This is a genomic window from Burkholderia lata, from assembly GCF_902499025.1.
GTDB lineage: Bacteria > Pseudomonadota > Gammaproteobacteria > Burkholderiales > Burkholderiaceae > Burkholderia > Burkholderia lata_C.
This window is the reverse complement of record NZ_CABVPW010000024.1, coordinates 92,515-118,288: the sequence shown is the minus strand read 5'-3', so window position 1 is coordinate 118,288 and position 25,774 is coordinate 92,515. Positions and strand designations below refer to the sequence as shown.

The following is a 25,774-nucleotide window of genomic DNA, read 5'->3' as shown; positions in this document are numbered from 1 at the left end:
TCCTGTCGGTCGGGTTAGCGGTAGGCGACGCCCGGCATCACGCAGAGCATCTCGAACGCGAGGTTCGCGCCCGTGAGCGCGGTGGTGCCGGTCGGATCGTACGGCGGCGCGACTTCGACGAGGTCCGCGCCGACGATGTTCAGGCCCTTCATCCCGCGCACGATCTCGAGGCCCTGCTGCACGGTGAGGCCGCCGATTTCGGGCGTGCCGGTGCCGGGTGCGAACGACGGATCGAGGCCGTCGATGTCGAAGCTCAGGTAGACCGGCGTGTCGCCGACGCGTTCGCGCACCTGCGCCATCAGCGGCGCGAGCGACTGGTTCCAGCATGCTTCGGCCTGCACGACGGTGAAGCCCTGCTGGCGGCACCAGTCGAAATCGTCCGCGTGGTAGCCGGTGCCGCGCAGGCCGATCTGCGTGACCTTGTCGCATTGCAGCAGCCCGTCTTCCACCGCGCGGCGGAACGGCGTGCCGTGCGCGATCTTCTCGCCGAACATCGTGTCGTTCACGTCCGCGTGTGCGTCGACGTGCACGACGGCGACCTTGCCGTACTTCTTGTGCAGCGCGCGCAGGATCGGCCACGCGATCGTGTGGTCGCCGCCGAGCGTGATCGGCCGGCAGCCGTTCGCGACGATCTCGTCGTAGGCCTCTTCGATGCGGCGCACCGAGTCCTTCAGGTCGTACGGGTTGGTCGCGACGTCGCCGATGTCGGCCACCTGCAGCGAATCGAACGGGGCGGCGCGCGTGGCCATGTTGTACGGGCGCAGCAGCACGGATTCGGTACGGATCTGGCGCGGGCCGAAGCGCGAGCCCGAGCGGTTCGACGTGCCGAGATCGAGCGGCACGCCGACGAAGCACACGTCGAGGCCGTCGGTCGTGGCGGCTTGCGGCAGCCGCATCATCGTGGCGATGCCGCCAAAGCGCGGCATTTCGTTGCCGCCCATCGGTTGATTCAGTTCGCGGGGCATGGGCCGTCTCCTTTTTTGTGAGGTCAAGCGATCGGCCGATGGTAGAGGAGAACGCCCGCGCGAAGATTTTGAAGTCGCAACGTTTACATCGACGGGTCTCGATGCAAGTAGCGCCGCCGCATCGACGCGGCGCAACCGAACGCGGCCGCGCGGCGCGGCCGGTCGCGTCAGCGTGGGATGGCGGGCGGTGTGGCGCCGTCGTGCGCGCCGGCGGAAGGGAATGCAGTGGTTGCCGAACCCCACGCGGCAAGCTCGCGCTTAGTGCGCACGCCGAGCTTCGCGAACGCGCGCTTCACGTACGACTCGGCCGACGCGACGCGCACGCCGAGAATCTCGGCCGTCTCCGGCACGGTCTTGCCGGAGAGCAGGTGCTTGCAGGTTTCGTATTCGCGCTTCGACAGCTTCACGCCGTCGGCCGCGATCCGCGCATCGAACTGCGCGAGCGGATGGACGTCGGGCGTCGGGTGCGCGACGCGCCGCACGGCGGTGGTCGACGCGTGCAGTTCGAGCAGCGGGAACAGTACGTCGCTGATGCTGCGAAAGCGGTTCATCTCGGCGAGCGTGAACGGCGGCCGGTCGCGGCCGCGCTCCAGCGCGATCGAATGCTGCGAATAGCGCGTGCCGCGCGCGAGCACGCATTCGTGGCCGATATGCACGTCGTCGAACAGCCGCTGGCGGAATTCGCCGGGCGGAATCGCCGCGATGTCGCGCACCACGAGCATCGTGCCCGTCTTGCCGCGCAGCCCCGCGAACAGCGGGTCGCTGTCGAGAAAACGCTCGTAGTAGAGCGTCATCACGTCGGAGATTTCGGTGGATTCGGTATCGATGCCGCTGCTGCCGATCCATTCGCATCGATAGCCGGTAGGCATCGAGCCGTCGACGCGCGAGCGCTCGACGTGCGCGACATCGAGCGGCACCACGTCGTTGAGCAATTGCGTGAGGCGCGGCACGAAGTGCGGCGTGCCGACCGTCTCGATCAGCTCGCCCAGCGCCTTGAACGACACGTTGAAGCGGTCGTTGTCGCGGTGGAAGGGGTTCACGTTGAGCAGCATGCGGTTCCCCGGGTGAAAGGCGGCGCGATTGTAGCGTTCGCAACCGAAAACGTCAGTAGGGGGAAACACCGTCGGTTGTCCTGTCGACCCGTTTGCCCCGGAAAACACCGCTTGTCCCCCCCGGAGGGGGGCATACCGGGGCAGTGTAAATGAGTAACTTTGTCTCTGCTTTTTTCAATCAAGAGACGAAAGATTCAGATGACCAAACTGATCAAGGACATCCTGCCGCTCGGCGCAGGCATCGGCGAATTCACGAAGCTCGACTTCGGGATGGACGAAAGCGACTGGCGTGCGGCGGAAGGCAAGAGCGGCAACTACATCATCGGCTGGTGGGAAGGGAAAGTCGGCTCGGTGGAGTTTCCGGAAACCGCGGCTGACGAAGCCGTATGGCTCGTCGAGGGCCGGATCGCGCTGACCGACGTCGAAGGCAACCGCAAGGAATTCGCGCCGGGCCAGGGCTACCTGCTGCCGGCCGGCTTCGCGGGCCGTTGGGAGACGATCGAGGACGCGAAGAAGTTCTACGTGCTGCTCGAGAAGTCGTGATGTCCGAAGCCGCCGCCGTGGTGTCGTCGTCCGTGTGACGCGCGCCCGGCGGCGGTTTCGTTTTTCGCGTGTGATGGCTGGGATCATGGAAATGGAAGTCAAGGCAAGAGAGACTGCACCGGAGCAGGCGCACGCAATGCGTGGCGCGCCGGTCGCACTGGGCGTCGAGGCGGCGCTCGCGAATACGAAGCTGTTCCCGTACTGGCTCGACAATCCGGCCGCACCGGCCACCGAGCCGGAACTCGTCGGCGACGTGACGGCCGACCTGCTGATCGTCGGCGGCGGCTTCACGGGGCTGTGGTCGGCCGTGCAGGCGAAGGAACAGATGCCGCACCTGAACGTGGTGCTGATCGAGGCCGGCAAGGTGGCGCACGGCGCATCGGGCCGCGCGGGCGGGATCATCTCGACGTCGGTGATGCACGGGCTGCCGAACGCGGTGCGCGTGTTCCCGAACGACATCGCGCAGCTCGAGGAATTCGGCCATCACAACCTCGACGGCTTCGAGGACACGCTGAAGCGCTACGACATCGACGCCGATATCGAGTGGAACGGCGAGATGACGGTGGCGGTCGACCCCGAGCACATCGCGCACCTGAAGGGCGACTACGACCTGCATCGCGAGTACGGCCACAACGTCGTGCTGCTGAATCGCGACGAAACGCTCGAACAACTGAATTCGCCGCTGTTCGCGGGCGCGCTTTGGTCGCGCAACCGCAGCGGCATCGTGCACCCGGCGAAGCTTGCGTGGGGGCTGAAGCGCGCGGCGCTGAAGCTCGGCGTGAAGCTCTATGAACACACGCCGCTCGTGACCGTGACCGACGAAGGCAGCACGGTGTTCGTGAAGACGCCGAACGGCAGCGTGCGCGCGCCGCGCGTGGTGTTCGGCAGCGGCACGGCGAAAGTCGGGATTCCCGACATCAACCGCCGCGTGATGCAGGTGCGCGACCACGTGCTCGCGACCGAGCCGCTCACCGATGAGCAACTCGCGCGGATCGGCTGGAAGAACCGCCAGGGCGTGTACGACACGCGCACGCAGCTCAACTATTTCCGTCTGACGAAGAACAACAACATCATCTTCGGCGGGCTGGTGAGCTATCACTTCGACGGCGACCCGGAGCCGCACCAGGACGGCGAGCGCGAAACGTACCACCGGCTCGCGGAAGCGTTCTACCGCACGTTCCCGCAACTGTGCGACGTGCGTTTCTCGCACGCGTGGGGCGGCCCGATCGACTACTGCTCGCGCGGCTCGGTGTTCGCGAAGCGCTATCTCGGCGACAAGGCCGTGTTCGTCGCCGGCTATACGGGCTTCGGCGTCGCGGCGAGCCGGTTCGGCGCGTTCATGGGGCTGAACATCCTGTTCGATCGCGACAGCCCCGAGCGCAAGCTCGACATCGCGAACCAGAGCCCGAGCTACATCCCGCCCGAGCCGATGCGCTGGGTCGCCGCGAAGATCACGTTCCACGCATTCGACGGCGCGGATGCGGAAGGCGGCTGGAAGCGTGCGTGGATCAGCGGCATCAAGGCGATGGGTTTCCCGATGTAGACGAAGACGCGGCGGCCCCACGCTGCGCCGGGCCGCCGCCGTCGCGACACCAAAAACGATCCCCAGAGGAGACGGTCCGCACCGCGGACACGGAGAGAGACACCAGATGAATGTAGTCAACCTGCAGGATGAAGCGCGACAGGAAAGCGCGCGGTTCGTCGTCGTGATGCTGCTGCTCGGCATGCTCGGGCCGACGGTCTTCCTCGGCCTGCCCGCGATTGTCGGGCAGGTCGAGCGTCATTGGGGCTTCGGCGAAGCGGCGCTCGGGCTGTCGAGCTTCATCGAGGTGCTCGGCGAATCGACGGGCACGCTGCTCGTCGCGTTCGTGCTCGGCCGCCAGCCGGTCCGCTGGGTGCTCGCGGGCGCGGTGACGCTCGCGGCCGGCGCGAACCTCGGCACGCTCGCGACGCATGGGCTGGTTGCGTATTCGGCGTTGCAGTTCATCGCGGGCGTCGGCTCGGGCGGGCTGAACGGCATCGCGCTGCGCTACCTGTCGTACTCGCGCGCGCCGGAACGCAATCTCGGGATCATGCTGATGGGGCAGGTGACGTGGAGCATGGTGCTGCTCGCCTATATCTTCCCGATGCTGAGCGACACATGGGGCGCGCACGGCGTGTTCGGCTTCGTCGCGTGCGTGCTCGGCATGTTCGTGCTCGCGACGCCGCTGTTTCGCCGCGGCGAGACGATGGCCGCGCCGACGCCGGCCGGTGTCGCCGGCCGCATCGACCGCAAGGGCGCGATGCTCGTGCTGTGCGCGCAGCTCGCGCTGTACGGCGGCGTCGGCGTCGTGTGGACTTTCCTCGAGAAGATCGGCACCGCGGCGGGCCTGAGCGGCAAGTCGGTGTCGCTCGTGCTCGGTGCCGCGAACATCGCGAGCCTCGTGATCTGCGCGGCGATGCCGAAGCTCGGCGCGGGCACGGGCCTGCGCCGCTGGGCGCTCGTGAACCTCGGCGGCTGCGCGGTCGCGGCCGTGCTGCTCGCGCTGCCGGCATCGGCCGTGACGTTCACGCTCGGCGCGATCGTGTTCATCGGCTGCTGGACCGGCGGCGCGCTGCTGATCTACGCGACGATTCCGCAGTACGACCTGGTCGGCAAGTCGGCCGCGCTGTCGCCGGGTTGCGTCGCGCTCGGCTATGGCGTCGGCTCGGTCGCGGGCGGGTCGCTGATCGAGCGCGCGGGCACGCAGTCGGCGCTGACCGCGGCGATCGTGCTGTGCGCGGTGGCGTTCCTCTGCTACCGGCGGCTGCGGCCGGCCGTGTTCGGGATGGAACGCGCGCTCGCGGTCGTATCTGAATGACGGTGGCGACGCGCGCCGCTGCCGATGGCGGCGCACGTCCGGTTCGGTTCATCGGCGCAGGCGGCGGGCGTGGCGTGCGATGTGCGTCGTGCCGGCCGGCCGGGTAACGCGCGCACGCGCAGCGGCTTGAAGCATGTTCTCGAATACTTCCGATCTCGATCTCCGGCTCATCCGGGTCTTTCTGGCCGTCGTCGACGCACGCGGCATCACGGCCGCCGAGGCGTCGCTCGGCGTGCGGCAGTCGACGATCAGCACGCAGCTGTCGGCGCTCGAAGCGCGCGTCGGCTTCAAGCTGTGCGATCGCGGGCGCGGCGGCTTTCGCCTGACGTCGAAGGGCGAACGCTTCGCGGCCACCGCGCGCACGCTCGTCGCGGCGACCTCCGAATTCGTCGCGCGTGTGCGCGACATCGACCGCAAGCTGGTCGGCACGCTGTCGATCGGCCTGATCGGCCAGGCGCCGCTCGTCGAGAACGCGCGCGTGGCCGACGCGATCGGCGCGTTCCGCAAGCGCGACCAGGCCGTCACGTTCGCGATGAAGGTCGCGTCGCCGCAGGAGCTCGAGGAAAGCCTCGTCAACAACCAGCTCGATCTCGCGATCGGCTATTTCTGGCATCGCGTGCCGGGGCTGCTCTACACGCCGCTGTTCACCGAGCAGCAGGTGATCTACTGCGGGCGCGGGCATCCGCTGTTCCATGCGTCGCGGCCCGTGACCGCGGACGACCTGCAGCTTCACGACTGGGTCTGGCGCACCTATCCGGTGCCGGAGGAGCAGTATCCGCTGCCCGAGCGGCGCGTGACCGCGAGCGCGGACAGCATCGAGGCCGCGACGATCCTGATCCTGTCGGGCGGCCATCTCGGCTACCTGCCCGCGCACTACGCGGAGCCGTTCGAGCAGCGCGGGCTCGTGAAGGCCGTCGGCCGCACGACGTTCAGCTTCGACGTGCCGCTGCATCTCGCGATGAAGCGCAGCGCGAGCGACAAGCCGATCGTCGACGCGTTCTGCGAGGACCTGCTGCGCGCGTTCAACATCAAGGCGGCCGCGCTGGCCGCATAAGCGCGCGCCGCGCGTTCAGCAGTCGACGAGTACCCAGTCGAACAGCTCGCGGCGCGTGCGCACGCCGAGCTTCGCGAACGCGCGCTTCACATACGACTCGGCCGTCGACAGCTTCACGTCGAGCTGCTGCGCGGCCTCGGGCACCGAGCGCCCGCACAGCATCAGCCGGCAGATCTCGTGCTCGCGGCGCGACAACTGCACGTCCTGCCGTTCGAGGCGCGCGTCGAAGCTCGCCTGCGACGCGGTATTCGCCGTCCCCGACGCGACGCGACGCGCCGCGCAGCTACGCGCATGCAGCTCGAACATCGGGAACAGCAGGTCGACCATCTGCCTGAAGTGGAACAGCTCGTCCATCGTGAACGCGGGCCGCCCGACGGTGCGCGCAAGCCCGAGTGCGTATTGCAGGTGCGCATTGCCGTGCACGAGCATGCATTCCTGCTCGATGCCGGGCTCATCGAAGATCCGCCGGCGGAACTCGCCGTGCGCGATCCCCTCCACGTGGCGCTGCACCAGCAGCGTGCCGGTCTTGCCGCGCAGCGGCGCGACCAGCGGATCGACCTGGCAGTAGTCCTGGTAATAGACATCCATCACGCGCAGCGTATCGGCCGCGAAGCGCAGGCTGCCGCTGCCGAGCCATTCGACGACGAAGCCCGACGTGCTGCCGGTATCGGCGCGCCAGCGTTCGAGGTGCACGGCGTCCGCGTCGATGCTGTCGTTGACGAACTCCGTGACCGCGCCGACGAAATCCGGCGTGCCGACCGCGCGCAACGTCGCGCCGAGCGTGTCGGGGCGCACGCCGATCAGGTAGTGGCCGCGGGCGGCCGGGTCGGGCTGGAGAAGTCGCATGGTCGGACGTGAGCGGTCAGGGGACAGCGCGACGTTACGCGAACCCCGTGCACGCGTCAGCCGGGAATTCACCGGATTCACCCCGCGGATTTCATGCGTTGTCCCCAAAACGACGACAAGACCGTGCGCGCGGCGGCCGGAAATCGCCCAAGCCCCCGCAGCGGGGGGGCATACCGGCGCGAACCGTCTGCCTATAGTGAAAGCACTTCGAAAACCTGATCAACAGAAAGGACAGGCCATGCAGATGCAACCGACGCACGCCGCAACGGATTCGACGCCGGCGGATTTCATTCTGACCAACGCGAAGGTCTACACCGTCGATCCGCACAAGCCGTGGGCACAGGCCGTTGCCGTGCGCGACGGCCGGATCGTCCACGTCGGCGATACGGCGGCCGTGCAGGCGTACGTCGGCGCGAATACGAAGGTCGTCGACGCGGCCGGCCGGCTCGTGCTGCCGGGCTTCGTCGAATCGCACTGGCACTTCGAGACGACCGCGTTCGCGTTCCAGGCATTCGTGAACTACGAGGATCCGCAGAAGGTGCTCGCCGCGCTGCGCGCGTACGTCGAGTCGCATCCGGACGAGCCGGCGATCACCGGGATGGGCTGGGTGCAGGCGACGATTCCGCCCGCGCTGCTGCGCAAGGAGACGCTCGACGCGATCTGCGCGGATCGCCCCGTGTGCCTGCTGTCGACCGATTTCCACTCGATGTGGGTGAACTCGAAGGCGCTGGAGATTGCCGGCATCGACGCTTCGACGCCGCCCGTGCAGGAAGGCGCGAGCTGGTTCGAGAAGGACGCGGTGACGGGCGAGCCGACCGGCCTGATCGTCGACGGCGCTGCGTATTCGCTGGTGTTGCAGCGGATCAGCGCGGCCGGCCTGCTGCCGACCGGCATCGACCTGTACCTGAAATCGATCCCGCCGTGGCAGAAGAAACTGTGCGCGGCCGGCGTGACGACCGTGTTCGACGCGGGCTTCTTCGACGCGAGCGGTGACCAGTCGCTACTGTACGAGACGCTGCAGACGATGGAGCGCGCAGGCGACCTGAAGCTGCGCGTGGTGGGCAGCGTCGCGGTGATCGGCGAGATCGACGATCCGGTCGGCACGCTCGTCAAATATCGCGAGCAGTACGATTCACCGCTCGTGAAGGCGCGCGCGCTGAAGCTGTTCCTCGACGGCACGGAGGCGAACCACACCGCCTACCTGCTCGAACCGTACGCGGATCGCCCCGATACCTGCGGCGCGCCGACGATGCCGGCCGACACGTTCAACCACTACCTGGTCGAAGCCGATCGCGTGAACGCGAACGTGATGGTCCACTGCGTCGGCGATGCGGCGGTGCGAATGGCGCTCGACGGCTTCGACGCGGTCAACCGCACGAACCCGCCGCGCGACCGCCGCCACGTGATCACGCACGCGTTCCTCACGCATCCGGACGACATCCCGCGCTTTCGCCGCGCGGGCGTGATGGCGAACACGCAGCTGCAGTGGGGCGTGGTCGACGCGTACACCGAGCAGCTGCGCGACCACTACGGCCACGAACGCTGGAGCAACATGTACAAGTTCCGCACGTTCCTCGACGAAGGCGTGACGGTGTCGATCGGCATGGACGGCCTCGCGTGCCAGTGCCGCTGCCAGCACAAGCCGCTCGAGCACATCGAGTCGGGCCATACGCGCCAGCTCGCGGGCGAGCCCGATGCACCGGTGTTCCCGGACCTCGCCGAGCGCCTGAGCATTCCGCAGCTGATCGCCGCATACACGATCCACGGCGCGTACCAGCTCGGGATGGAGCACGAGGTCGGCTCGCTCACGCCCGGCAAGCGCGCGGATCTCGTCGTGCTGGAAAACGACCTGTTCGAGGTCGGCCAGTACGACATCGGCCGCATCGACGTCGCGCTGACGATGATGGATGGCCGCGTCACGCACGTCGGCGAGGACTTCGGCGCGCGCACGGGCGTGCAGGCATCCTGAGCGGTTTTCGAGTGACCTGACGAAGCGGCGAAGGAAGCTTTCAAATCGCTTCCGTATTGTGCCGATCGGGGCCTCCGTCCGGAACCGGATGCCCCGATTGTGCGGCGTGTCCCCCTATTGGCAGGGCAGACCGGCCAATTTCCTCTGGCTACATTTTTCCGGACCGAAGCACACACCGTTCATCGCGAGCGGATCATGATATCGACGGAGGAAACCATGGCAGGGGATTGGAGCAAGCATCTGGGAACGGCATGCGCGGCGCTCGCGCTGGGCGGCGTCCTGTGGGCCGGCGCGCCGGCGGCGCACGCGGCGGACGTCGTCAACGTGTACAACTGGGGCAACTCGATCGGCAAGGCGACGATCGCGAACTTCGAGAAGGCGACCGGCATCAAGGTGGTCTACCAGGAGTTCGATTCGAACGAGACGCTGCAGGCGAAGCTGCTGTCGGGCACGTCGGGCTACGACGTCGTCGTGCCGTCCGACATCTTCTGGGCGCGGCAGCTGCAGGCCGGCATCTACCGCAAGATCGACAAGAGCCAGGTGCCGAACTACGGGCTGCTCGATCCGGAAATCATGAAGGTGCTGGCGAAGGACGATCCGGGCAACCAGTTCGGCATTCCGTGGACGTGGGGCACCGACGGGCTCGGGATGAACGTCGAAAAGGTGAAGGCCGCGCTCGGCAACGACGCGCCGCTCGATAGCTGGGCGCTGCTGTTCGACCCGAAGTACGCGCAGAAGCTGAAGCACTGCGGCATTTCGGTGCTCGATTCGCCGGTCGATGCGTTCGGGATGGCGTTCGTCTACCTGAAGAAGGACCCGAACACGACGAACCCGGCCGACTACCAGGCCGCATACGAGCTGCTGAAGACGGTGCGGCCGTACATCACGCAGTTCAATTCGAGCAGCTACATCAACGATCTCGCGGGCGGCGACATCTGCCTCGCGCTCGGCTGGTCGGGCGACGTGAACTCCGCGCGGATCGCGGCCGCTTCCGCGAAGAAGCCGTATCACATCAAGTACGTGATCCCGACCGAGGGCAGCGCGATGTGGTTCGACATGATGGCGGTGCCGAAGGATGCGCCGCACCCGGACGCCGCGCTGAAGTTCGTCAACTTCGTGCTGTCGGAGAAGGAGAGCGCGAACCTGACCAACGACACGTCGTACCCGTCGGCCGTGCCGTCGTCGAAGCATCTGGTGCGCGCCGAAGTGACGAGCGATCCGGCCGTGTTCCCGCCCGCCGACGTGATCCGCAAGCTGAGCCTCAGCAAGCCGGTTCCGCCTGAGCTGATGCGTCTGCAGAACCGTCTCTGGACGAAGCTGAAGACCGAGTAAGCCGGCCCCTCTTTCCCGCCTACCTTTCGCGCGCCCCGCCGCTCATCGCGGCGGGCGGGGGCGCGCTCGTCCCGACGACCACCCACCCCATGAAAATCAAACACATGACGGCGCTGTGCCTGCTGGCGTTCGACGCCGCTTCGGCATTCGCGCACACGCCGCAGGCGACCGACGCGAGCAGGATGAAGGCGCTGCAGGCGCAGGTCACCGCGCTGCAGCAGCAGGTGAACGAGCTGCGCGCGAGCATGCTGGCGGCGAAGCCTGCCGGCGCGGCAACGACAACGACTGCGACTGCCACCGCCGCCTCGGGCGGCGCGAAGATCGGTTCGATCAGCACGGCGGCCGCTGCCGCGCCGGCCGCGGATGCGGCGCCGGCGTTCACGAACGACGACCTGCAGCAGATGCGCGAGCAGATCGCGAACGCGTCGCTGAAGGTCGACTCGCTGCAGGAAGCGGCGACCACCGGCCCGCTCGCGGGCCTGAGCATCACCGGCTATGTCGATCCCGTGTACCTGTTCAACCGCGCGCAGCGCACGTCCGGCTTCCAGTTCCTGAACCACGACCCGGGCGCGTACGACTACTTCAACAGCACGATCGGCGACGTCTACCTCGACATCAAGAAGACCTTCGGCGTCGGCCCGATGGCGCCGTCGGCGGAGATCGTGATCCAGCCGAACCGCGGCTTCGGCAACGTGTTCAGCAATTCGCACGGCGGCATCGGCAACAACATCGTCACGCAGGCGGTGGTCACCGTGCCGCTCAGCACGACGCGCACCTTCGAGATCGGGATGATGCCGAGCCTCGCCGGCTACGAGGTGCAGCCGTCGAACCAGATGCTGACGCTCACGCACGGGCTGCTGTACGACTTCAGCGAACCGGGCAACCTGATCGGCGTCGGGCTGAAGGGCTCCAACGCGGCGATGACGCGCTTCTGGCAGGTCGTGATCGGCAACGAGGTGCTGCGCACGGCCGGCGCGATCGCGAACGCGGCGAACAACACGACGAAGACCAACTGGACGCCGACGATCACCGCGCGCTTCGACAATGCGACATCGACCGCCTTCGACTTCGGCATCTCCGGGATGCTCGGCCGGCAGTCGCTGTTCTCGCCGTGCGCGCAGGCGGGCGGCTACGGCTACCAGTGCAACGGCTCGTCGCCGACCGGCCTCTACAAGTACGTGGAAGCCGACGTGACCTATACGCACGACAAGACGCAGGTCAACGCGCAGGTGGACTACGGCGAGCTGCAGAAGGGCGCGTGGAACGGCGGCACCGCGCGCTGGTACGGGATGTCGCTGCTCGGCCATACGAAGTGGACGACGTCGTGGGTCGGCCGCATGGGCGCGACGCTGCGCTTCGACTACCTGAACAACACGTCGAACGGCGGCGGCGGCACCAACATCCAGTACGGGCTCGCGGGCGGCAATCCGTCGGTGAACGGGTCGAGCGGCTTCGGCATCGATCCGGCGTGCTTCCAGGGCTCGTCGACGAATGGCACCGAGTGCAAGGGCGCGCAGCGTTATGCGATCACGGCCGACCTGCTGTTCTATCCGACGCAGCAGATCACCGTGAAGCTCGAATACCGCCACGACGCGGCGAACCATCCGGTGTTCCTGAAGAGCAACGGCACGTACGCGCGCAGCAACGACCTGGCCGGGATGCAGTTCATCTACTCGTTCTGACCGGCTGCACGATGCATCACGCGCCGGGCCGCGCGGGCCCGGCGCATTCAACCCAGGAGATTTGACCTTGAAGCTGCACACCTTCGTGACCGACATCACCGATCCGCGCGAGCGCGGCCGCCTGATCGGCGAGCGCTTCGCGCCGGAGATCCGCGAGACGGTCGCGCTGTATCTCGCGTTCTTCCCGAAGCTCGGCATCGCGCCGCAGCGCGCGCGGGAGATTGGCGAAGCGTGCCTCGCCACGCTCGGTGCGTGGTGCCCGCGCCTTGCCGCCGAAGTCGAGGCGATCGCCGGCGGCGTCGACCTGCCGCGCTGGCAGCTCGCGTGCCTGAACGCGCGCACCGAGATTCTCGCCACTGCACCCGCATCGGCCGAAGGCGAGTGCTCGACGACCGTCTACGCGCCGGCCGGCCCGCACGCGCCGCGCACGTTGCAGACGTGGGACTGGCACGACAGCCTTGCGCCGCAGGGGCTGCTGATGCAGTTCGCGACGCCGCACGGCCGCACCGTCAAGCTGTTCTCCGAATTCGGGATGCTGGCGAAACTCGGTGTGAACAGCGCGGGGCTCGGGCTGCACTTCAACATCCTGCATCACGCAAGCGACAACGATAGCGCCGGCGTGCCGGTGCACGCGATCGCGCGGCGCCTGCTCGAAGACGCGACGACGGTGCAGGAAGCGATCGAACTGGCCCGTACCGCACGCGTGAGCGCGTCGACGGTGCTGACCGTGTTCACGCGGCACGACGCGAACCCGCGCGCGGCGAGCATCGAGTTGAGCCCGTCGGGCATGGGCGTGGTGGCGCCGCGTCCGGACGGCTGGCTGCTGCATACGAACCACTTCCTCGATCGCGCGTTGAGCGGCGGCGAGTGCATGCCCGACAGCTCGACCACGCGCGAGCGCTTTGCGCACCTGAACGACGTCGTGAGCGGGATGACCAGCGCCGATGTGCGCGAGCGCGCGGCGGCGATGTGCGGGGCGGCCGGTGGCCAGGCCGTCGTGTGTTTCCATCCGGACCTGGCGATGCCCGACACCGAGCGCTGGGAAACGCTGCTGACCGTCGGCATCGATACCGATGCGTGCGCGCTCGACTACGTGGCCGGCAATCCGCACGACCTCGCGCGCGACGGGTTCCTGCGGTTCTGACCGACGGGATCGACGCAGCCGGGCGGCACGCGCGTGCCGCCCGGTTTCGTCCGTTTCACCCCTATGCGTTGATGCGCTCGACCTTGCCGACCGGCAGCCGTCCGACAGGCTGCCCGCGAGCGCCAATCTGCCCGCGCATTACGAGGAACGGTTCGAGCCGCGCGGGTTCGTGAAGGCCGCCGGCCATGCGATGTTCAGCTTCGACGTGCCGCTGCATCTCAAGGTTTCATGTCGAGCCGCTTGCCGCGCGCCGACGGAAGTCGGTTTTCCAGCTATTGAGATTGAAAACCAGCCGGCGCGACGAATATCGCAAGCAACCGCCCTTATGTATAAAGCCGCGACCCTTGAATGCATCGAGGGGACTGGAGCGGGGACCCAAAATGTAATCGATGAGTGACTGGCTTCTGGCGTCGATGCCCTGCCAGATCTCACCCTTTAGCAGTACCCATCTTTCGTCGGGGACCGTGTATTCCCGGGTGGTGTCCAGCACGGCATCTTCGTCGCGGACCGCAATGGAGTGACGTAGAAAGAAATCTCGGCGAACGTTAGCGTCATCGGTATAAACAGCGCCGCTGCCAAAAAAGCATTTTGTCAACGTAAGACTGGTGGAGTCGCGATGATACTTTTCGGACACGGACGGCGACTCTCGTTCCAGATACCCCTGGGTAATGATCCTCAGTGAAATCATCGGATAAGCATCGTCGGTCACGGCATGAAACAGTTCCAGGCTCTTGTCGATCTCGGCGCTCAACTGCTGAAGGACGGGCAGCGAACCCACATGGCGGCGCAGATCGCTCAATATCCTGTCGCGATGCTCCCCGTAATGAACCAGCCGCTTGCCGCCTTCGGTGCCGACAATATGCAACGTGTAATCGTCCGGCAGCGCCTCGACAAGCGCTTGCAAGGCGGCTTGCGGCGTATTCCACTCCTGGAAATCGATCAATATCGCTGAATCGGACGTATGGGGCAAGGCACATATTTCACCGACCTGATCGATCGTGTAGCTCGGCAGGCTGTACATAAGACCGCGTCTCCGTTGCCGTGAGGCTCGCCGCGCGCGAACGCGGCGAGCCGCGTCCATCAGGACGTCACGATGTTGATGATCCTGTTCGGAACAAATACGATGCGTGCGACCGTCCGCTGCTCCAGCCATTTCGTCAGTTCATCCGACGTTGCGATCGCGTGTTCGGCATCACTCCGCTGTGCATCCCTGCGCAACACGAGTTTGGTCCGCAGCTTGCCGTCGATACTCACCGGATATTCGACCGTGCCTTCCGTCAGGAATCGTTCGTCGACGGTCGGATAGCGCGCGTCCTGAACCGAGGCCCGATGTCCGAGGATCTCTTGCCAGATTTCCTCCGCGATGAACGGCGCGAAGGGCGCGAGGGCGATGACCATTCCTTCCAGAATTGCGCGCTTGTGGCAGTCGAGCCGCGTCAACTCATTCACGCAAATGATGAACGCCGATACGGCGGTGTTGAAGGACAGCGCGTCGATATCGGCCGCCACCTTGGCGATTGTCTTGTGCAGGACGACCGATTCTTCCTGCGTTGGCGGCTCGTCGGTGACCAGCACGTTGCCGTGTTCGTCGACGCACAGTCGCCAGACGCGGCGAAGAAACCTGGCCACGCCTTCGATGCCCTCGGTACTCCACGGTTTGGATTGCTGGATCGGGCCGAGCACCATTTCGTACAGCCGGAAGGCATCCGCGCCGTGCATGGCGATGACGTCGTCCGGATTGACGACGTTATGCTTCGACTTGGACATTTTTTCCACCTGCCGCTCGCAGCGAAATGCCCCGTTCTCGAGCACGAACTCGGCATTCCGGAAATCGTGGCGCCAGTGTCTGAATGCCGCGGTGTCCAGATTGTCCTGCTCGTCGACGAAGCGGACATCGACATGCAGTGCCTGCACGTCATACTGCGTCTTCAGGCCACTGGATACGAAGAGGTTCGAATTCCTGACGCGGTACACGAGTGCGGAGCGTCCCTGGATCATTCCCTGATTCACCACTTTCGCAAACGGCTCGGCGCCATGCACGATGCCGAGATCGTTCAGGAAGAGATTCCAGAAACGCGCATACAGCAAATGGCCGGTCGCATGCTCCGCGCCTCCCATGTAGAGATCCACGGCGCCCCAGTATTTCGCTTTGTCGCCATTCACTGCCTCGGCGCCGTTGCGGGGATCCATATAGCGAAGAAAATACCAGCTGGACCCGGCCCAGCCGGGCATGGTCGTCGATTCATAGCGGAATTCGCCGCGATACGTCCAGTCGAGCGCGCGCGCAAGCGGTGGCTCGCCGTCGGGCGTGGGGGTGTACTCGGCGACCTCGGGCAGTACGACCGGCAGTTCATGCTCGGCCACGGCGCGCGGCGTGCCCGACGCGTCGTAGAAGATCGGGATGGGTTCGCCCCAGTAACGCTGTCTGCCGAAGATCGCGTCGCGAATCCGGTAGTTCGTCTTGCCGCGCCCAAGGCCGCATGCGTCGAGATGCGCGATGATCGCTGCGCGAGCCTGCTCGACCGCCATGCCGGTCAGGTGGCCGGCGTCGACGAGCGTCGGCGATGCGTTTCCGTCGTCGTTCGCCGGCCGTTCGAACACGGGCGTGACCTCAATGTCGAACGCCGCGGCGAAGCGTGCGTCACGATCGTCCTCCGCGGGTACGGCCATCACCGCGCCCGTGCCATATCCCGCGATAACGTAGTCGCTGATCCAGACCGGCACGCGCTTGCGGGTGAGGGGATGCTCGACGTGAGCGCCTGTGAACACGCCGGATACGGCATCGACTTCCGTCAGGCGCTCGCGCTCGCTTCTCGAGGACACGCGTTGCAGATACGCGTCCACCGCACCCCGTTGTGCCGCCGTGACCAGCAGATCGACCCATTGCGAGTCCGGTGCAATCACGAGTGCGGTGACCCCGTAGATCGTTTCAGGCCGGCTGGTGTAGACCGGCACGACATCGTCCGTGCCGTGCACGCGGAAGTCGATCTCCGCGCCATGCGACTGGCCGATCCAGTTGCGCTGCATTTCCTTGAGCGATACGGGCCAGTCGAGTCCGTCCAGGTTGCGAATCAGCCGGTCCGCATAGGCGGTGATGCGCAGCATCCACTGGCGCATCTTGCGTTGCTCGACCGGATGGCCGCCACGCTCCGACAAACCGTTGATGACCTCATCGTTGGCGAGCACCGTGCCGAGTGCCGGGCACCAGTTGACCGTTGCGTCCGACAGATACGCGAGCCGATATCGCATCAGCACGTCTTCACGCGCAGCGTCGTCGTAGCCGGCCCATGCTTCGCGCGAAAAAGTCGCATCGGTGTCGGTATGTGCGTCGAGCCCCTGCGTGCCATGCGCGTCGAAATGCGCGATCAGTTCGCCGATGGGGCGTGCCGCGGCGCTTCGCTTGTCATACCACGACTGAAACAACCGAATGAAGATCCATTGGGTCCATCGGTAGTAGTCGGGCGACGAAGTCTGGATTTCGCGCGAGAGGTCGAGCGACAGTCCGAGCTTGCGCAACTGTGATTTGAAGGTCGCAATGTTTTGCGCCGTGGTCGTTGCCGGATGCTGACCGGTTTCGATCGCGTACTGTTCGGCGGGCAGCCCGAACGAATCGAACCCCATCGCGTGCAGCACGTTGTAGCCGCACAGCCGCTTGTAGCGGGAAACGATGTCCGTCGCGATGTAGCCCAGCGGATGGCCGACATGCAATCCCGCTCCCGACGGATAGGGAAACATGTCGAGGCAATAGAATTTTTGCTTCGCGCAGTCTTCGGTCGATACGAACGTCCGGTTGACGTCCCACCAGTTTGTCCACTTCGGCTCGATGCTTCGGAAATCAAACGCTTTCAAGGATGAATTCATGAACAGTTTGTATTGGTTTTCAAGTTGTATTGCGCAAGCGATGAGCGACGTCGGGTCGTCATGCGCCAGCCCAGCCGGGAATGGCAGGCCACTCCGGCAACGTGTCGTGTTCGATCGACGTGACCGGGTGGGCGCAATAATCGATCGCGAAGTAAGCGCCGGGCCGATGGTTTCCCGATCTTCCCGATCCGCCAAACGGAAAACGCATCGACGCGCCACACGGAACGGTATTCCAGTTGACGACACCGGCGCGGATTTCGTCGCGGAAGCGAATCCAGTTCGCCTGATTCGAGGAAATCAATGCGGCAGACAAACCAAAGCGCGTGTCGTTTGATATCCGTATTGCGTCGTCGAAGTGCCGATATCGAATGACTTGCATCAATGGTCCGAAATATTCTTCATCCGGTAGATGCGGTATGTTCGTTACGTCGATGACGCCGGGCCGGAGAAAGGCGGAGTCGGGTGCGAACCGGTGAAGCGGTTCGATCGGGTGGCCGCCGAGCTCGATCAGCAGGTCCTGATGCGCCAGCATCGTATCCGCCGCTCGAACATTGATCAGCGGCCCCATGAAGGGCTGGGGATTCGCGTCATATCGGTCAACGTCGAGTTGCGTCGTCAGGGTGACGATTTGCTCGAGCAGCCTGTCGCCACGTCGGCCCTCCGGTAACAATACCCGCCGCGCGCAGGTACAGCGCTGCCCGGCCGAAACGAAGGAAGCGAGCACCGCGTATCGCGCCGCGCTTTCGAGATCGTCACAGGCGTCGTCGATCACCAGCGGATTGTTGCCTCCCATCTCCAGCGCCAGCAGAAACTCGGGCTGGCCCGCGCAAGCCGCGTGCAATTGCCGCCCGACGCGCGAACTGCCGGTGAACACCAGGCCATCGAGGCTCGGCTCGCGCGCAAGCATCGCGCCGGTCGCGGCGCCGCCCTGGAGCACGGACAAGACGTCGGCGGGGAGGCCTGCGGAGATCCACAACCCGTTGACCAGCGCGGTGACCGACGGCGTGAGTTCCGACGGTTTGACAATGACCGCATTGCCGGCGAGCAACGCCGGTGCGACATAGGCCGTGGTGAGAAAGGCGGGAAAGTTGAAGGGGCCATAGACCGCCAGAACGCCGTGCGGGCGGAATCTGAGCGCCTCCGTTCCTTGCGCGACTGGATGGTCCTGCGGCGATTGCCGCTCGACGCAGGCGCGTATCGCGGAGCGCACGGATTCGCTCACCGCGGCCGCTTCCTGCCGGCATTCCCAGAGCGCCTTGCCGGTTTCCCGCCCGATCGCTTGCGCGATCGGTTCCGCCTGTTCATCCGCGAGAGCCGCGAACCGCTCCGCGATCGCGATGCGTTCCTGCTGCGGTGTGCGCCGCCACGCCGTACAGGCGGCGCGCGCTGCGGAGACGGTTCGACTGACGTCGCGTCCGTCCGCGGCGCAGCCTTGCCAGATGATTTCCCCGGTCGCGGGATTGATCGAGACGAAGGCGTCGCCATGACCGTCGACATGGCTGCCACCGTTGAACATCGAAGACTTCATGTTTCTCCCCGCGTGAGATTCGACGTCGAGAGGCCGTCGAAGGCCGTCGGATAGGACCGCAAATAGAAGGGCGGGCGAACGCCTTCGTGGGCACGCATCAAGTCGCCGTAACGCGGAATACCGACGATCAGGAGCGGCACCATCAGCAATGCCAGGACGGCAAATCCGACAGTCAATGCGGACACGGTGACCATCTGCATCGCGTGGCCGGCGGCCAGTGCGCCGATCGGGATGCTCAGCGAGGTGCTGAACAGCATGAACGACTCGAATTTCGAGCGCACGTCGTCGGGGATCGCAATGGCCCGCTGCGCGGTGATGACGCCGTTGAACAGCGCGACGCCGGTGCCCGCAAGCGCCAGGCATACGGCAAGCGCCAGCGTCGATCCGAATAATGCGCAGCCCAGGAATCCCAATGCGATCAACAGAATGCCGCCGACACTGATCGGGATATTGAGGTTCCGGCTGACACCATGCAGCGCCAGCACCAGCAAGCCCCCGATGACCATGCCGATACCGAAGCCCGACGCGATCATGCCGAGATCGTACGAAGACTTGTTCATCGTCTGACCCACATAGACCGGGAGTACAACGGTCAAGAACGGCGTGATGGTGAAATTCAGAATCATCATGTAGATCGCCAGACGCAACTCCGTTTTGACCCTGACGACGATCCGGGCGCCTTTCACGAAATCCGCGAGGCCGGATGCGATTCCGGTCGCGGCCGGGCGGTGCTCCGCTTCGCCTTGCGGTTCATCCCGGAATTGCGTCAACGCAGCGCCCAGCAGGACCACGCCGGCGGTGGCATAGCAGGCGAGCGCATTGGCTTCGCCCACGCCGTAGATCAGCCACCCACCGATAGCCGGTGCGGAAAAGGATGCGATCGAATCGAGCCATCCCTTTGCCTTGAACGCCATCCGGATCTGTTCCTGCCTGGTATGCCGGTACAGGATCTTGCCGGCCAGCGGATTGACGATGGCGAACATCAACGCCACGACGGCGAGTTCCGGAAGCATGAGCCGCAAATCGATCGGTGCGTGCCGATGCGCCAGTACCGCAACCAGAATGACCGCCGCACTGTTGGCCAGCGCTGCGATCAAGAGCATCGCGCGCTGTCGCTTGAGGTCGCCCAACGCACCGAGAACAGGCAGGCCGACCACGTAGCTCCACCAGTAGGTGGCCGCGACGATCGAAACGTCCACGCCGCCGTGCTTCACTGCGATCCACGACAGCGTGAACAGCACGCCGCGGCCGATCAGGACGAATAGCGTCGTGATGACAAGGAACGGGAGGATTTTCTTCATTGGCGTCAGCTTGCCGGTTCGATGAATTGATCGATATCCCGTTCGAATCGCGCGGCAAAGGTCTCGATGGCTCGATTCACGTCTGCCGGTATCCCGGCAAAGTGCGCATAGAAGATATAGTCGCTCCACTGACGCCCCGAAACGGGGTCGCCGATCCCTTTGCGAGGGACAATGCCTTCCATGTGTGGAATGTCGGCCCAATACGCACGCGTGGGAAAGGCCTTGATCCTGCCGGGTTTTTGTGCCGTCCAGCTAATGGTGGTATGGCTGCGACTGTCGCATTCGAGATAGGGATCTCGATCGATGTCGAGTACGTGCGTGCTCAGATGGATGTCCTGCAAACTCTTGCCGTAGACGTCCCGGGTCAGTTCGTTGAACCAGCATCCGCCGACTCTCGACGCAACCTCCGAAATGATCGGCTCGCCATCGTTCGTCACGAAAAATTCGGTGTGCGTCGCGCAATTGTCGATGCCGAGCGCGACGTTGACGCGGCGATGGAGCGCCAGCATTCGTTCATAGAATCGGGCATGGTCGAGCCGGTTCAGATGCGTCGCCCCCGTATAGACCCTGCCCGGATCATTGTTGCGCATCTGAGGGATCAGATATTTGCTGATTGAAAACACGATGGGGCGACCGTCTTTCCAGACGGCATCCACAACGTACTCGTCCGAATCAATGAACTCCTCGCACATCATGAATGGGTTGATGTAAGGGTGCTGTGCGCGGAAGTCACGATAGAAATCGGACAGTTCAGCGGGGGAATCGATGCGCATCGTGTTCATGCTGCCGAAGCCATTGACCGGTTTCGCGACGACCGGGAAGTTCAGTCGCCGCGGCATCGATTCGATCTCCTCGACCGAGGTCACGTCGGCAAAGCGTGCGCAACGGATGTCGTGGCTGGCGAGCAAGGACTTCATCCTGCGCTTGTCACGCGTATTGTTAGCGAGATCGAGCGTGATGCCTTCGGCGCCAGTCATGGTTTGCAGGAGCCCGGCGCCGTACTGGGCGAGTTCGCCAGCGGAAAGGATCCGGGTTATCTTGATACCCTTGTTCTCGAGGCTGTTGGCCAGCCAGCAGATCGACTCGACACTGTCGAACGTCGAAACTTCGAACACGTGAGCCGGCACGTGCGCGACGTCGCTGGCGTAAAACGCCTGCTTGTCGTATTTGTCGATGGCGAGACAAAAGTCAATGTCGTTCTCGATCAGCCAATCGACGATGACTCGATAGTATTTGCAAAGAACGATCATGATCTGGCGGGGTCCCGGAGAAGTGCGCTGATCAGAACAACTCGACGTATCGATGCGGGTACGTCGATGCACGATAGCGGAGCACGAGCACCGAGTAGCGCTGGAAGCTGCGCAGCTTGTTCGACATGCGCCGAACCTTCTGAAGGCGTTCATACATCGCCCACAACGCATGCTCATTCGTAATGCCGTGGATTTCCGCCGCGCGCTTCACCGTCGATTCGCAGTATTCCGTGAGTTCCTGCTCGGTTTCCGGTTCGATGTCGTTGTGATCTTCGTAGACGATCTCGAGGTTCTTGTAGATGCGCATCATTTCCTTGTAGCCTTCGGTGGTCGGCTTGACGCCGAAGACCTTCTCCGCCTCGATCAGGTCGTCATGCGGCATCGGCGCCTTGAGAAAGAACGGTGACGCGAGCACGAAGCCGCCATCCTCGATGAAATTGATCGCATGATTGAGGGCGCGCGCAGGATCCGGGAAGAACTTCAGTCCGCCGCCGACGGCGATGTGTGAATACTTCTGTTCCGACTTGAACTGGTATCCGTCGCATACTTCGTACGTCACGCGGGCTTGCGGCGCATAGGTTTCCTTGTTGTAACGCGCCATCTCGACCGCGGCCGAGGACAAATCGATACCGTGTGCGCGGCAGCCCGTCAGCACGGCGAGTTCCCGCGACTGGAAGCCCGTCGTGCAGGCAACCTGCAGGACGTTCGAGTCCGGGGAAATCTTTGCATAGTTTGCCCACTTGCTGAGCGTCACGAATGCCCCGGGAAGCACGTTCCATTGATTGATGAAGCCGACAAAATCCGGGTAGGCCATCTCCAGGATTGCCTTTGCATCCAGTTTGCTTTCCATCTCAGGTTCCCTTTTTAAAATTTTGCATGCCGAAGTAATAGGCGTGCGGTTTGCCGCGACCAAGAAAATTGTTCAGAGATGCCGTAATGCCGTATGCGCCCGCGTTCGCAATCTTCAGTAATGAACCGGGTTTCAGCTCCGGGAGCGGCGCCGCAAGTGCCAGCACGTCGCTCGACGTCGGCGCATTGCCGTAAATGTCGTATTCGCGGAGCGTGCCCTGGATGGGAGTCTGGTCATCGCCGACGGCAGTGATGCCGAAATTCCTGAGCGACGAACCGTGTGCGGCCGGGATATTGTCCGAAGGCAGATAGAACGACGTCAGTCCGCCATTGACGATGGCGACATGCCGATCCTTGACGCGTTTGGTGTAGAGGACCTGACACAGGTAAGTGCCGGCGGATGCGCTGATGAAACGCCCGCTTTCGACCAGCACGCGAGTCGGCCAGATGCCGTCGAACGACGCCAGCGATCGGGCCAGTTGGCCCAGGTCGAGCGGCGACTCGCCGGGAAAATAGGGCACGCCGAACCCGCCGCCGAGATCGAGCGTCGTCAGGCGTCGCCCGAAGGCTTCGTTGATCGCGTTGAAAATGCGGGCGAAGGTGAAGAAGTTTTCCGCAATGTTGGCGGCATCGAGGTTGCGACTGCCGACGTAAAAATGCAAACCCTGGATGTCGACCCATGGCCACGCGTCCAGCCGGCTCGCGATGTGTTCGGCATCCTGTTGGGAGATCCCGAAATGGGATCGATCGCCAGAGAACTGCCGTTCGACCTTGACGTCGACGTCGTCCGGATTGATGCGAATCAGTACGCTCGAACGCTTTCCCATACTCCGGGAAATTCCGTTGACCGCCTCGATCTCCTGAATCGATTCACAGACGATGAAGCCGATGTCTCGCTCGACGGCGGCATGCAGTTCGTCCCGGGTCTTTCCCGGTCCGGTGAACACGATTCGGGACGGCGCGACGCCGGCCTCGCAGGTCACGTTCAGCTCGTGCAACGAAGAGACGTCGAACAACGCGGATGAACCGGCGTGCGCCACGGAATCGACGATCGGCTTTTCCGAGTTCGCCTTCAGCGAATAAGCGAGTTCGAAATTGTCCGGCAGACTGCGATGAAGCTCGGCGAATCGGCGAACGATCTCGTCGACATCGAAGAAATAGGCGGGGGGGACGCTGCGTCGATCGCCGCCGAACGCCGCAAGGTGCTGTCGAATGAGGTTGTTCATGGGCAGGAACTTTCAGGCGTGAAACCGGGCGTCGGAATCGCTTTGCATCTTTTGCTTGTAGCGATCGATGTTCCGCGAGGCGCGAGGTTGATCCAGCAGACCGAGCCGAACCAGGTTGTGTTGATTCCGGATGTAGTCCTCGATACGAATCTCGTTTTCGACTTGCTGTCGTTCCTTGTGCTGCAAGATCGCGATCAAGTCGTCGGAGGGCGTGCGCGTGCCGAAATAGGACGTACTCAGTTGGTGGAGCTTGTCCTCGAACGTATCGATTTGTTCGATGTTGGCGTGAAATTCGCGATGGATCGTGTTGACGATCGCGCGCAGGACGCTCTCCCGCTTTCCCCGCCCGGGCCGCACGTCTTCGGCCAGAATGGCCAGCGCCGCGACGAGATGATCGAGGAGTGCCCTGTTTATCGTATCGTCCGGCAACCGGAAGACTTCGTTTGCCGGGCTCGAAGCATAGGCATCGGCTCCGCCGAGCAACAGGCTGCTGAATGTTTCGACGCCGAATCCGAATTCGTATCCGATCGGCGAGCCGTCTCGAAAAATCTGGATGACCTGGCCGAATTCACGACAGGGCGCGTTTTGCTTGCGCAGGTGGAACAGGCAACCCAGTCCCGACACGCCGGGTTCGCCATACGTCCATTCGTATTTCTGCGCTCTGTCCCATGTCAGGGTGAAGGGATGCCGATTCCGGGCATCGAGCAAATCGGACTGCCGACGGAGGTCGGTCGTGCGAGTCCAGATCTCGAGTTCGAGTCCGCGGCCGTGAAGAACCGGCAGCACATAAGCCAGGACGGCACCCAGGAATTCCGCGTATGAGGTCTCCGTGGCAAGCACGCTGACCATTTCGAAATAACTCAGATATTGTCTGGGGGCCGTTGCCTTCGCATTGCCCAGGTCATGCAAGCGCAGGCAGCGTTGCGCGATGGCCCAGCGTCCCGGTATCGGCGTTCGATTGCGGATCTTGTCCTTGAGCGTACTGATCGTTGCGCCGCAAAACAGCACGGTTGCGTCGTCGCGTGGAACGATGTTGCGATTCTCGATCGGCTCGTACCCGCGATCGGAGAAATGCGCGAGAAAGTGTTCCTTGATTTGCGTTCGCAACTGCTTTGCGGAAATGTCGCTCATGATGCCTGGAAGTCCTTGTATACCTTCGACGGCTGAGGCCCTTTGCTGCCTTGGTACTTGCCGGTGTACAGGCGGATTTCTCCACGCGGAACCCAAAACGATACTTGCCCGATCTCCATCCCTGGGTAGAGCGTCACGTTCTGCGTGGCGAATAACTGAAACGTCACTTGCCCGATCGAGCCGATATCGATCAGGTCGGCCGTGACATGGACGAATAGCCCGAGTCTCGCAATTGACGACTTCGCATGAATGATCGGGACATATTTCTCGCTGCCGATGATTTGCTCGCTGCAACCGAGCAGAAACTCACCCGCTTGCATCACCAGCCCGGTTTCCGGAATCTCCAGTTCTTCTGTCTGGACTTCTCGCTTGGGGTCGATTATCTCGTCGCGAATTCGTAAAACCGTACTCCCGATCGTCAGATCGTAGGAGTTGGTTGTGACGTTTTTTTCCGAAAATGGCGAGATGGATATATTGCCCGCGAGTGCTTCGTCGCGGATTTTGAGGCCCGAGAGAATCATTTGTTTGTCTCTATTTTTTCGAGAGTCTTGAAATTTCGGGTTTGTTGAATTGAGAGTACCCGGAAAGATATGCGTTCGAATGTCCATCCACATGCCAGAACGATATCTGGCCGATTTTCATTTCCGGATAGAGGATGAACGGTTTCGCTGAAACGAGTTCCAGGGTCCATCGATGACAAGATCCGACATGACCGAGATTGGCTGAAACCTGCAGAAACAACCCCAACCTGCCGATCGAGCTGCGCCCGATCAGGGACATCGCAAATACATCGCTGCCGAGGATCTCGTAAGTATGACCAAGATAGGTTCTGCCGGGCTCCAATCGGTAGCCACTTTCCGGAATGGTTAATTCCTCGTACTCGATGTCAATGGAATCGCCTGCCGCGCGAGGAACCAGGAGGGTCCGCCCAAGGCGATAGTTGTAGCTATTCGGATTCAGTTGGCGCTGGTCGTAGGGCGTTATGACTATCTGCCCCTCACCTACTGCCGAATCGATTGCGCTTCCAGTCAGGATCATGGCTGATATCTAACGGTTATTGAACTGCGGGCGAGCTCGCAGTCTGCTCTCGATTGCGTCGCGATGATTTTTTGAATCAGAAGCTATTCCGGCATTCTATATTCGATCGAATATCTTCTCGATTGAATGGGCGAGAACTGGCCGCGCGCCGAATCGGCGCGCC

Annotated in this window: 22 protein-coding genes; 8 read left to right on the top strand and 14 right to left on the bottom strand. The window is 63.7% G+C overall.

Annotated elements, in window-relative coordinates; all coding sequences use genetic code 11:
• Positions 1-14: 14 nt before the first annotated feature.
• Complete coding sequence (gene speB / locus BDI24065_RS23810; protein ID WP_089497830.1) at positions 15-965, bottom strand: agmatinase; 951 nt, start codon at positions 963-965, stop codon at positions 15-17.
• A gap of 167 nt (positions 966-1,132) precedes the next feature.
• Complete coding sequence (locus BDI24065_RS23805; RefSeq protein ID WP_175033303.1) at positions 1,133-2,017, bottom strand: helix-turn-helix transcriptional regulator; 885 nt, start codon at positions 2,015-2,017, stop codon at positions 1,133-1,135.
• 198 nt (positions 2,018-2,215) lie between these two features.
• Between BDI24065_RS23805 and BDI24065_RS23800 the strand changes: the two genes are divergently transcribed.
• The 4 genes from BDI24065_RS23800 (at position 2,216) to BDI24065_RS23785 (ending at position 6,454) form a co-directional block, all read left to right on the top strand.
• The gene (locus BDI24065_RS23800; RefSeq protein WP_031402035.1) at positions 2,216-2,560 is read left to right on the top strand and encodes a cupin domain-containing protein; all 345 of its coding nucleotides are present in this window, start codon (positions 2,216-2,218) and stop codon (positions 2,558-2,560) included.
• 85 nt (positions 2,561-2,645) lie between these two features.
• Complete coding sequence (locus BDI24065_RS23795; RefSeq protein WP_175033302.1) at positions 2,646-4,103, top strand: NAD(P)/FAD-dependent oxidoreductase; 1,458 nt, start codon at positions 2,646-2,648, stop codon at positions 4,101-4,103.
• A gap of 106 nt (positions 4,104-4,209) precedes the next feature.
• Entirely contained in the window at positions 4,210-5,400 is a 1,191-nt protein-coding gene (locus BDI24065_RS23790; protein ID WP_175033301.1) for an MFS transporter, read from the top strand.
• Positions 5,401-5,533: 133 nt separating this feature from the next.
• Entirely contained in the window at positions 5,534-6,454 is a 921-nt protein-coding gene (locus tag BDI24065_RS23785) for a LysR family transcriptional regulator (RefSeq protein ID WP_039353976.1), read from the top strand.
• Positions 6,455-6,469: 15 nt separating this feature from the next.
• Here the strand turns inward: BDI24065_RS23785 and BDI24065_RS23780 are convergent, their stop codons facing one another.
• On the bottom strand, positions 6,470-7,300 hold the full coding sequence (locus tag BDI24065_RS23780) for a helix-turn-helix transcriptional regulator (protein ID WP_175033300.1): 831 nt from the start codon (positions 7,298-7,300) through the stop codon (positions 6,470-6,472).
• A gap of 238 nt (positions 7,301-7,538) precedes the next feature.
• On the opposite strand from BDI24065_RS23780, the gene BDI24065_RS23775 reads away from it, so the two are divergent.
• The 4 genes from BDI24065_RS23775 to BDI24065_RS23760 all read left to right on the top strand — a co-directional run bounded on the left by BDI24065_RS23775 (position 7,539) and on the right by BDI24065_RS23760 (position 13,427).
• Positions 7,539-9,269 carry an amidohydrolase gene (locus BDI24065_RS23775; RefSeq protein ID WP_175033299.1) on the top strand — a complete coding sequence of 577 codons (1,731 nt, stop codon included), beginning with the start codon at positions 7,539-7,541 and terminating at the stop codon, positions 9,267-9,269.
• A gap of 216 nt (positions 9,270-9,485) precedes the next feature.
• Complete coding sequence (locus BDI24065_RS23770; protein ID WP_175033298.1) at positions 9,486-10,601, top strand: polyamine ABC transporter substrate-binding protein; 1,116 nt, start codon at positions 9,486-9,488, stop codon at positions 10,599-10,601.
• An 89-nt stretch (positions 10,602-10,690) separates the two neighbouring features.
• A complete protein-coding gene (locus BDI24065_RS23765) occupies positions 10,691-12,283 on the top strand; it encodes a DUF3138 family protein (protein ID WP_175033297.1) in 1,593 nt (530 codons plus the stop codon).
• Positions 12,284-12,350: 67 nt separating this feature from the next.
• On the top strand, positions 12,351-13,427 hold the full coding sequence (locus BDI24065_RS23760) for a C45 family autoproteolytic acyltransferase/hydolase (protein WP_175033296.1): 1,077 nt from the start codon (positions 12,351-12,353) through the stop codon (positions 13,425-13,427).
• 61 nt (positions 13,428-13,488) lie between these two features.
• Here BDI24065_RS23760 and BDI24065_RS23755 read toward each other — a convergent pair whose 3' ends face one another.
• Genes BDI24065_RS23755 through BDI24065_RS23705 form a run of 11 tightly spaced genes read right to left on the bottom strand, consistent with a single transcriptional unit; the run spans position 13,489 to position 25,611 of the window.
• Complete coding sequence (locus BDI24065_RS23755; RefSeq protein WP_175033295.1) at positions 13,489-13,644, bottom strand: hypothetical protein; 156 nt, start codon at positions 13,642-13,644, stop codon at positions 13,489-13,491.
• Between the two features lie 9 nt (positions 13,645-13,653).
• Positions 13,654-14,448: a DUF1826 domain-containing protein gene (locus BDI24065_RS23750; RefSeq protein WP_175033294.1), complete on the bottom strand. Its 795-nt coding sequence runs from the start codon at positions 14,446-14,448 to the stop codon at positions 13,654-13,656.
• A 59-nt stretch (positions 14,449-14,507) separates the two neighbouring features.
• Positions 14,508-17,288, bottom strand: a complete 2,781-nt coding sequence (gene leuS, locus BDI24065_RS23745; protein ID WP_175033293.1) for a leucine--tRNA ligase — start codon at positions 17,286-17,288, stop codon at positions 14,508-14,510.
• A gap of 58 nt (positions 17,289-17,346) precedes the next feature.
• Complete coding sequence (gene astD / locus BDI24065_RS23740; RefSeq protein WP_175033292.1) at positions 17,347-18,816, bottom strand: succinylglutamate-semialdehyde dehydrogenase; 1,470 nt, start codon at positions 18,814-18,816, stop codon at positions 17,347-17,349.
• Positions 18,813-20,117, bottom strand: a complete 1,305-nt coding sequence (locus tag BDI24065_RS23735) for an MFS transporter (RefSeq protein ID WP_175033291.1) — start codon at positions 20,115-20,117, stop codon at positions 18,813-18,815. Before BDI24065_RS23735 ends, astD begins: the two co-directional genes overlap by 4 nt.
• A gap of 5 nt (positions 20,118-20,122) precedes the next feature.
• Positions 20,123-21,367, bottom strand: coding sequence for an ATP-grasp domain-containing protein (locus BDI24065_RS23730; protein WP_175033290.1), 1,245 nt, complete (start codon positions 21,365-21,367; stop codon positions 20,123-20,125).
• Positions 21,368-21,398: 31 nt separating this feature from the next.
• The gene (locus BDI24065_RS23725) at positions 21,399-22,280 is read right to left on the bottom strand and encodes a class I SAM-dependent methyltransferase (protein ID WP_175033289.1); all 882 of its coding nucleotides are present in this window, start codon (positions 22,278-22,280) and stop codon (positions 21,399-21,401) included.
• A complete protein-coding gene (locus BDI24065_RS23720; RefSeq protein ID WP_175033288.1) occupies positions 22,219-23,442 on the bottom strand; it encodes an alanine racemase in 1,224 nt (407 codons plus the stop codon). Before BDI24065_RS23720 ends, BDI24065_RS23725 begins: the two co-directional genes overlap by 62 nt.
• A gap of 12 nt (positions 23,443-23,454) precedes the next feature.
• Positions 23,455-24,573 (bottom strand): alanine--tRNA ligase-related protein, encoded by a 1,119-nt coding sequence (locus BDI24065_RS23715; protein WP_175033287.1) that lies wholly within the window; start codon positions 24,571-24,573, stop codon positions 23,455-23,457.
• Entirely contained in the window at positions 24,570-25,094 is a 525-nt protein-coding gene (gene dcd, locus BDI24065_RS23710) for a dCTP deaminase (RefSeq protein ID WP_175033286.1), read from the bottom strand. Before dcd ends, BDI24065_RS23715 begins: the two co-directional genes overlap by 4 nt.
• A 10-nt stretch (positions 25,095-25,104) precedes the next feature.
• The gene (locus tag BDI24065_RS23705) at positions 25,105-25,611 is read right to left on the bottom strand and encodes a dCTP deaminase (protein WP_175033285.1); all 507 of its coding nucleotides are present in this window, start codon (positions 25,609-25,611) and stop codon (positions 25,105-25,107) included.
• Positions 25,612-25,774 lie beyond the last annotated feature (163 nt).